This is a genomic window from Nostoc sp. (assembly GCF_035638895.1).
Lineage (GTDB): Bacteria > Cyanobacteriota > Cyanobacteriia > Cyanobacteriales > Nostocaceae > Nostoc.
The window spans coordinates 1-6,065 of the sequence record NZ_DASQZC010000453.1; the positions used below are offsets into that span (position 1 = coordinate 1).

6 protein-coding genes are annotated in these 6,065 nt (G+C 41.3%); 3 read left to right on the plus strand and 3 right to left on the minus strand.

Features of this window, described 5'->3' with window-relative positions; translation table 11 throughout:
- The coding region (locus VE944_RS22935) for a GGDEF domain-containing protein (protein WP_324982368.1) at positions 1–695 on the plus strand (695 nt) is incomplete at its 5' end.
- 769 nt (positions 696–1,464) lie between these two features.
- The gene (locus VE944_RS22940; protein WP_324982371.1) at positions 1,465–1,671 is read left to right on the plus strand and encodes a hypothetical protein; all 207 of its coding nucleotides are present in this window, start codon (positions 1,465–1,467) and stop codon (positions 1,669–1,671) included.
- 196 nt (positions 1,672–1,867) lie between these two features.
- On the opposite strand, the gene nadB is transcribed toward VE944_RS22940, so the two are convergent.
- The 3 genes from nadB to VE944_RS22955 all read right to left on the minus strand — a co-directional run bounded on the left by nadB (position 1,868) and on the right by VE944_RS22955 (position 5,441).
- Positions 1,868–3,544 carry an L-aspartate oxidase gene (gene nadB / locus VE944_RS22945; RefSeq protein ID WP_324982375.1) on the minus strand — a complete coding sequence of 559 codons (1,677 nt, stop codon included), beginning with the start codon at positions 3,542–3,544 and terminating at the stop codon, positions 1,868–1,870.
- 176 nt (positions 3,545–3,720) lie between these two features.
- Positions 3,721–4,149, minus strand: coding sequence for a photosystem II complex extrinsic protein PsbU (psbU, locus tag VE944_RS22950; protein WP_100901144.1), 429 nt, complete (start codon positions 4,147–4,149; stop codon positions 3,721–3,723).
- A 512-nt stretch (positions 4,150–4,661) separates the two neighbouring features.
- On the minus strand, positions 4,662–5,441 hold the full coding sequence (locus VE944_RS22955; protein ID WP_324982379.1) for a DUF3120 domain-containing protein: 780 nt from the start codon (positions 5,439–5,441) through the stop codon (positions 4,662–4,664).
- A 456-nt stretch (positions 5,442–5,897) separates the two neighbouring features.
- On the opposite strand from VE944_RS22955, the gene VE944_RS22960 reads away from it, so the two are divergent.
- Positions 5,898–6,065: undecaprenyl-diphosphate phosphatase (locus tag VE944_RS22960; RefSeq protein WP_324982382.1), on the plus strand; the 168-nt coding region annotated here is incomplete at its 3' end.

Genomic DNA, 6,065 nt, shown 5'->3' on the forward strand with positions numbered 1-6,065 from the left:
AATTTACCAATGCAGATGGTCAGACTCATCAAATTGCCACTAAGCGATCGCTCCATAAAGACTCAGCTGGTAATTTCTTTTTAGTTGGAGTCATCCGAGATATTACTCAGCGCAAGCTTATGGAAGAACAGCTAAAACTTACTGCTGCTGAACTATCTCGCTCTAATAAGGAACTAAAACTCAAAGAAGACCACTTGCGTCAGCTAGCTTATCACGACCCGCTCACAGGTCTATCTAATCGCAAATTTTTTGCCGAACAACTTTGCGAATCGTTATATTGGGCGCAACACAACAATTTGGTGTTAGGGCTGCTGTTTATTGATTTAGATGGCTTTAAGCAAATCAATGATACTCTGGGGCACGAGGCGGGCGATCGCTTGCTAATGACTATCGCAGGACGACTCAGCAACTCTTTACGTGCTACTGATACAGTTTCTCGTTTAGGTGGCGATGAATTTACTGTGATTTTACGGGCAATTCCTAATGTTCAAATAGCTGCTAAAATCGCCGCAAAAATTTTAACTAATATTAGCAAGCCAGTTGTCTTGGACGGCTATGCAATCCGAGTCTCTGCCAGTATTGGTATTAGTGTTTATCCATACAACAGTCAAGATAGTGAAAATTTAATAAAACAAGCAGATGCAGCAATGTATCGTGCCAAGCATCAAGGTAAAAATCGCTACGAATTTGCTTAATTAGTCAATAGTCAAGTCTTCAGCTTTTTTTCGTTTTAGTCACAATTTTTACCTTGAAATTAGGAATGACAAGTGGAGATAGGTCTAAAGGACTATCTTGAAAAAGTATGGTGTACATTCTGCGAAGTGGTTTTTTCGGCAAGATACAGGCTTGGTAAGATTTTTTACCTGAAGACTCAACCTAAGAATATAGGTGAGAAAGGCATTAATTATCATAAGTAGTTAGCCAATTAATTTCGTAAATATTTTTACCAAATCAAAATATACTGTACTTAGTCGGTTTGTTACGACATTTTATAGTTTTGAAAATCCTTATATTACAGTAATTGCGTTACGCTAGCTTTATATATCTTTACTATAATTAAGTTTTAAATATACACTTTACTAAGTAATACTGAAGATATTTCGGAAGTTTCAGCCAATAAACACAGTGTTTATACGTATAAATATTAAAATATTATTAATATATCCTGTTTTAGACAAAAAGCTTACACCATTTTATCGAGATATCTAACTTTTGACTGATGTGAAAATGACACATTAAGAATATCACTTAAGTAGATAAACTATTTTATAACAGCAGATAAAGCTTAATTTACAAGCGTTGCTCATAATTACTTGTATACCGCTAAGAATAATTGAATTAATTTAATAAAGTTATTTTCTCACAAAACCAGTAGATATACGGTAAAAATAAAAGACACTTTGCAAGTAAAAAATAGTAAATTTACTGAAATCTATGAAGACTAACTCCCTAATTAAAAAGTTTATGATATTGTGTATAGGTGCTTACATCATAATACCGAAAATTGCAGCCTGTACAGGTATGTTCAGTACTGCAAATGCTAATCCTGTTGGCGCTACTAGCAGTAACACCTTAATTGCCCGCAAAGTCAATTCTGAAAATTTAAAAGACAGATATATCCCACCGAATTATGGTGGTCCCGACAGTCAGCATGGTAGCGGCACCCGCTAATAGCAATTTTGGATTTTAGATTGACCCCATGCGTGAAGGCGTTGTCATTAAGTTATAGGCTAAGAGTTAGTGTCCACTCAAGTGGACTGCAATTTATTCTTTCACTAGCTACCTAAGAGCGTCACCTGTCCAAGCGCTACGACTACAGGAAAAAGGATTAGAAGCCTTTACTAGAAGCTTGTTCGGGAAACTTTAATTAAGATAATAGTGGAGATTTCCACCAATGATCTGTTTGTACAAGTGCGTGAACTTGCCAATTCGGGTCTGGCTGAGGATAATCTAAACGGTAGTGTCCACCTCGGCTTTCGGTTCTAAAAGCAGCACTTTTAAGAATTAAATCAGCTACATCTAATAAATTGCGGGTTTCTGCCCATAGTCTCAATTGCCGTTCAACATCTGGGATTTCAAAACTAGCTGGTTCTGCGGGACGTAAAGCAAGCAAGAATTGACTTAAAGGCAGGATAGTGAAATCTTGCTGCCAAGATTCAATGGTAGCGATCGCAGTTTCTAACTTTGATTGCTCCCGACAAATACCAGCACTTTCCCAAACTAAACGTGGTAACTTATCCCTGAGTGCTTCTAACTGTGCTTGCTGGATGTGCCACTCATTAGCATCAGCACTAAATTTCTGTAATGGTAGCGGTGGTGTTTCTGACGGTAGCCCAATATTTTCTAACTCTATTTGGCCCATCTGGGCCCCGAACACAATACATTCCAGCAGGGAATTACTGGCAAGGCGGTTTGCCCCATGCACACCGGTACTAGCGGTTTCACCCACCGCGTACAAACCGCGAATATTTGTGTGATTCATCAAATCCGCGACAATTCCACCCATCCAGTAATGGGCAGCAGGGGCCACTGGAATTGGTTCATGGAAGACATCAATGCCCCAATGCTGACAAACTTTGATGATGTTGGGAAAGCGGTGACGAATCTTGTCGGCGGGGATGGGGCGCATATCCAACCACACATGGGCAGTAGCTAAATCAACGGCAGTACGTTGTAGATGGCTGAAAATTGCTCTACTAACCACATCTCTGGGTGCGAGTTCACCCGCAGGGTGGTAGTCAAAGGCAAAACGCCGTCCTTCGTTATCGACAAGGTGTGCGCCCTCGCCGCGTACAGCTTCGCTAATGAGAAAGTGATCGGCACCAGGTTTAGTTAGGGCTGTGGGATGAAATTGTACAAATTCCAAATCTCGGAGGATGGCCCCCGCCCGATATGCGATCGCTACTCCATCGCCCGTACTTACAGCCGGGTTAGTGGTTTGGGCAAATACCTGACCGCCACCACCAGTTGCCAATACCACAGCACCAGCCTTTACCCATGTGATTTTTCCTTGATAAAACAGGCTTATTCCTTGACAGCGACCAGTTTCGGGTTCAATCCACAAACTCAAAGCCAAAGCTTGCTGAATTATTTGAATATTCTGGCGACGTAATACTTGCGCCGCGAGGGTGGTGGTAACTTCTCTCCCTGTAGTGTCTGCGGCATGGAGAACGCGGTTGCGAGAATGGGCAGCTTCTAAAGTTAAAGCCAAGGCTTGACCATGACGGTCAAAAGCAACTCCCAAGTCAACTAGGGATTGAATGCAGTTAGGGGCAAGTTGGGCGAGAAATTCTACAGCAGTGCGATCGCATAAACCTGCACCAGCCCGGATTGTATCTTCAATGTGTAGCGTGGGAGAATCTTCCGGGGCAACTGCTGCGGCAATACCGCCTTGCGCCCAATCACTAGCGGATAAAGCAACAGTTTCTTTGGTAATCAAGCCGACTCGCAAGGAATTTGGTAGACACAGCGCTGTGTATAGTCCAGCAGCACCAGCGCCCACTACTAAAACATCAAATTGGCTAGGAATATCTATCTGAGACAAGGTAATGGGGGAGGGGTCAAGGTAATGGGGCAGGGGGCAGGGGGCAGGGGGAAGCAAGGAAAAATTTTATCTTGTCTTCCTTGTACCCCTTGTGCCCCCTTTATATCTAATAGAAGACTCTCACTCTCTAGAATTAGGAGTGGGCTGCTATTTGCTACATTAGCTGCAACGTGCAGTTATCTGTAGATGCCGTTGTTAAAGCGATCGTCTCCCTCGTTAAAGGCAGGTTCTAGTTCTGTCACGGTGAACTTATCCAAGTTGGCTTGCAGGGTTTGTTTTTGGCGATCGCTCAATCCTGGAAGATCCAATACATCCTCTACATTTTTGTAGGGAGCATTTGTGATGATTTTCTTAGCCAAGGTGGGATAAAGCCCTGGATACTGTTGAAAAGCTCGGACGTTGGTATTATTCAAATCAATTTTTTTACCAAATTCCGTTCCTAGCTTCGCATCTGCCCGATTCTGCCGCTCAATTGCCAGAATTGGGACTTGAGGAAATGCAAAACTGTTGAAACTAGCAGCTTGGGCTATCTGAGTTGTTCCCAGCCATCCCCAGCAACTAAGTAACAAGCTAAACACTGTTAATAAACGCGCCAATCCTTTCACGATTTTCTACCTCTTTCCATCAAACAGAAATAAAAGTTTTAAGCTAACAGCAGTCATGAGTCATTAGTCATTAGTCATTAGTCAGAGCGCCAAGGACAAAGGACAAAGGACAAAGGACAAAACCTGATAGCTTAATCAACACAGCAGTCATCAGAAACTAATATACAGCGTATTAATATGCACAATATTTGCCGTTACTGGGTTTGACTGTACTATTTGCCAAAAATTTTTATTGTGGTAACAGTGACTGATAGCTGCAATACGGTTCTATCCACGATCCTGAGCATTCTCAACTAGATGAAATCTTTTCGGCGTGGTTGATTCTAGCTCCCAACCGTAGATGGAATCATTCGATACCTAATACCGAAAGCCCTAGCAGGATGAGTTGATAGTGATGGACTGTTATGTAATATTTCTTAACTTATTAATCATCTACAGCATCATTTTTGATGTACCGTAGACTGGGCTGGAAAAAGCTTCGGTTTTGATATTACACAATTTTTTTATATTTTTTAGGCTGCGATCGCAGCTAACAAAAATAGGCTGTCTACCAAAATCGTGCTTAAAACTGCGCCACTAAAGGCATACCAGTGTCTTTGCTTTAAACGTAAAGGCAAAACCCCGACTGTCAAGAGGACTAAGGCGAGAAATATGGCCCAACTTTGTCCCCAAGGCGTTTGTACTTGCATCAGGGCATTTTGTAATATTTGCGGTGCTAAATCTGCATCTACTCTCATAATTTGCCGCCAATAGGGCATCAAGTCTGCTATATAGAAATATACGTCGGTTAAGACTGTACCTAGTAAAGAACCTAAATAAAACCAGTTACCCACCTTGCCCCAATTCTTCGCCAAACACCAGCAAGCAAAGGGTAATCCTATAAACTCTATTGGCAGATGCCATGCAGGTTCCCAACGTAACCAGCCCCAGTAAATAGCTCCTGCTAACCAGCTCCAGCTAAACCCTAAGAGTAAATCTCCCCATACATAAGTTGCAGGACGTGACATTAAAGTAAAACTTAGCCACACCCAAAATGCTGTCAGGGCTAAACTTAGACTTGGTAGCGATCGCACTATTGGCGCTTCTACAAATACTGGTACTGTTACCAAAAACACCGCCGCCGCAAACACTAACCAAGTTTGTCGGCCAGAAATAGATAAAGGAAGAGAGGGAGAAAAGGAAAGCGTAGATTCCAATTCCCTAATACCCTTGTGCCCAGTAACAGTTAAATCTAACTCTGTATCAATAGAAGGGGTAGAAGCAGTGTACGAGGACAGTGTATTATTAATCAAAGTTTTTAATATTTGTTACTAAACTTTATTTTATTTAAGATATCACATTTTAAAATCCCCCCCTGGGGGATTACCTGTGGCATTGTAATTATACTGAAATTTCGGGGAACGCAGCCGCAAACCAGACAAAACATTCTGTACCAGACTAATTCACTCAAGTTGCCTTATTTACAGAACTCCTCTGTAGTTCGCATTTACAAAGAACTACAGAGAGATGGAAGGTAACTGTAACGGGTAAAAAGTCAATGGCATCAGTCCGCTAAATATTAAAGTTTGATGAATTGCCAAAATTTCGTTGACTTATTGAAGTGGGTGTAGGAACATGGCCAGCGTCTTGGATGGTGTTATTGATTTGGTAAAGCGGAATTTTCTATAATATTGGGTGCGGTGAAAGTATATAAATTAACATCATCAGCTAAGTAATAATTGTTCACAACAGAAAAAAGGTATTAATTGATGGAGTTTATTCAAGCTTTTATTTTGGGTATTGTTCAAGGTATTACAGAGTTTTTGCCAATCAGCAGCACTGCACATCTTCTGATTGTGACCAAGGTATTTGGTTGGAAAGAACTAGGTTCTAAAGATTTTGTCGATGCAATTCAATTTGGCAGCGTTATAGCAATT

Excerpts from the sequence above, each read along its gene's own strand:
- VE944_RS22940 (WP_324982371.1), top strand. The coding sequence starts at position 1,465 with ATGATATTGTGTATAGGTGCTTACATCATAATACCGAAAATTGCAGCC.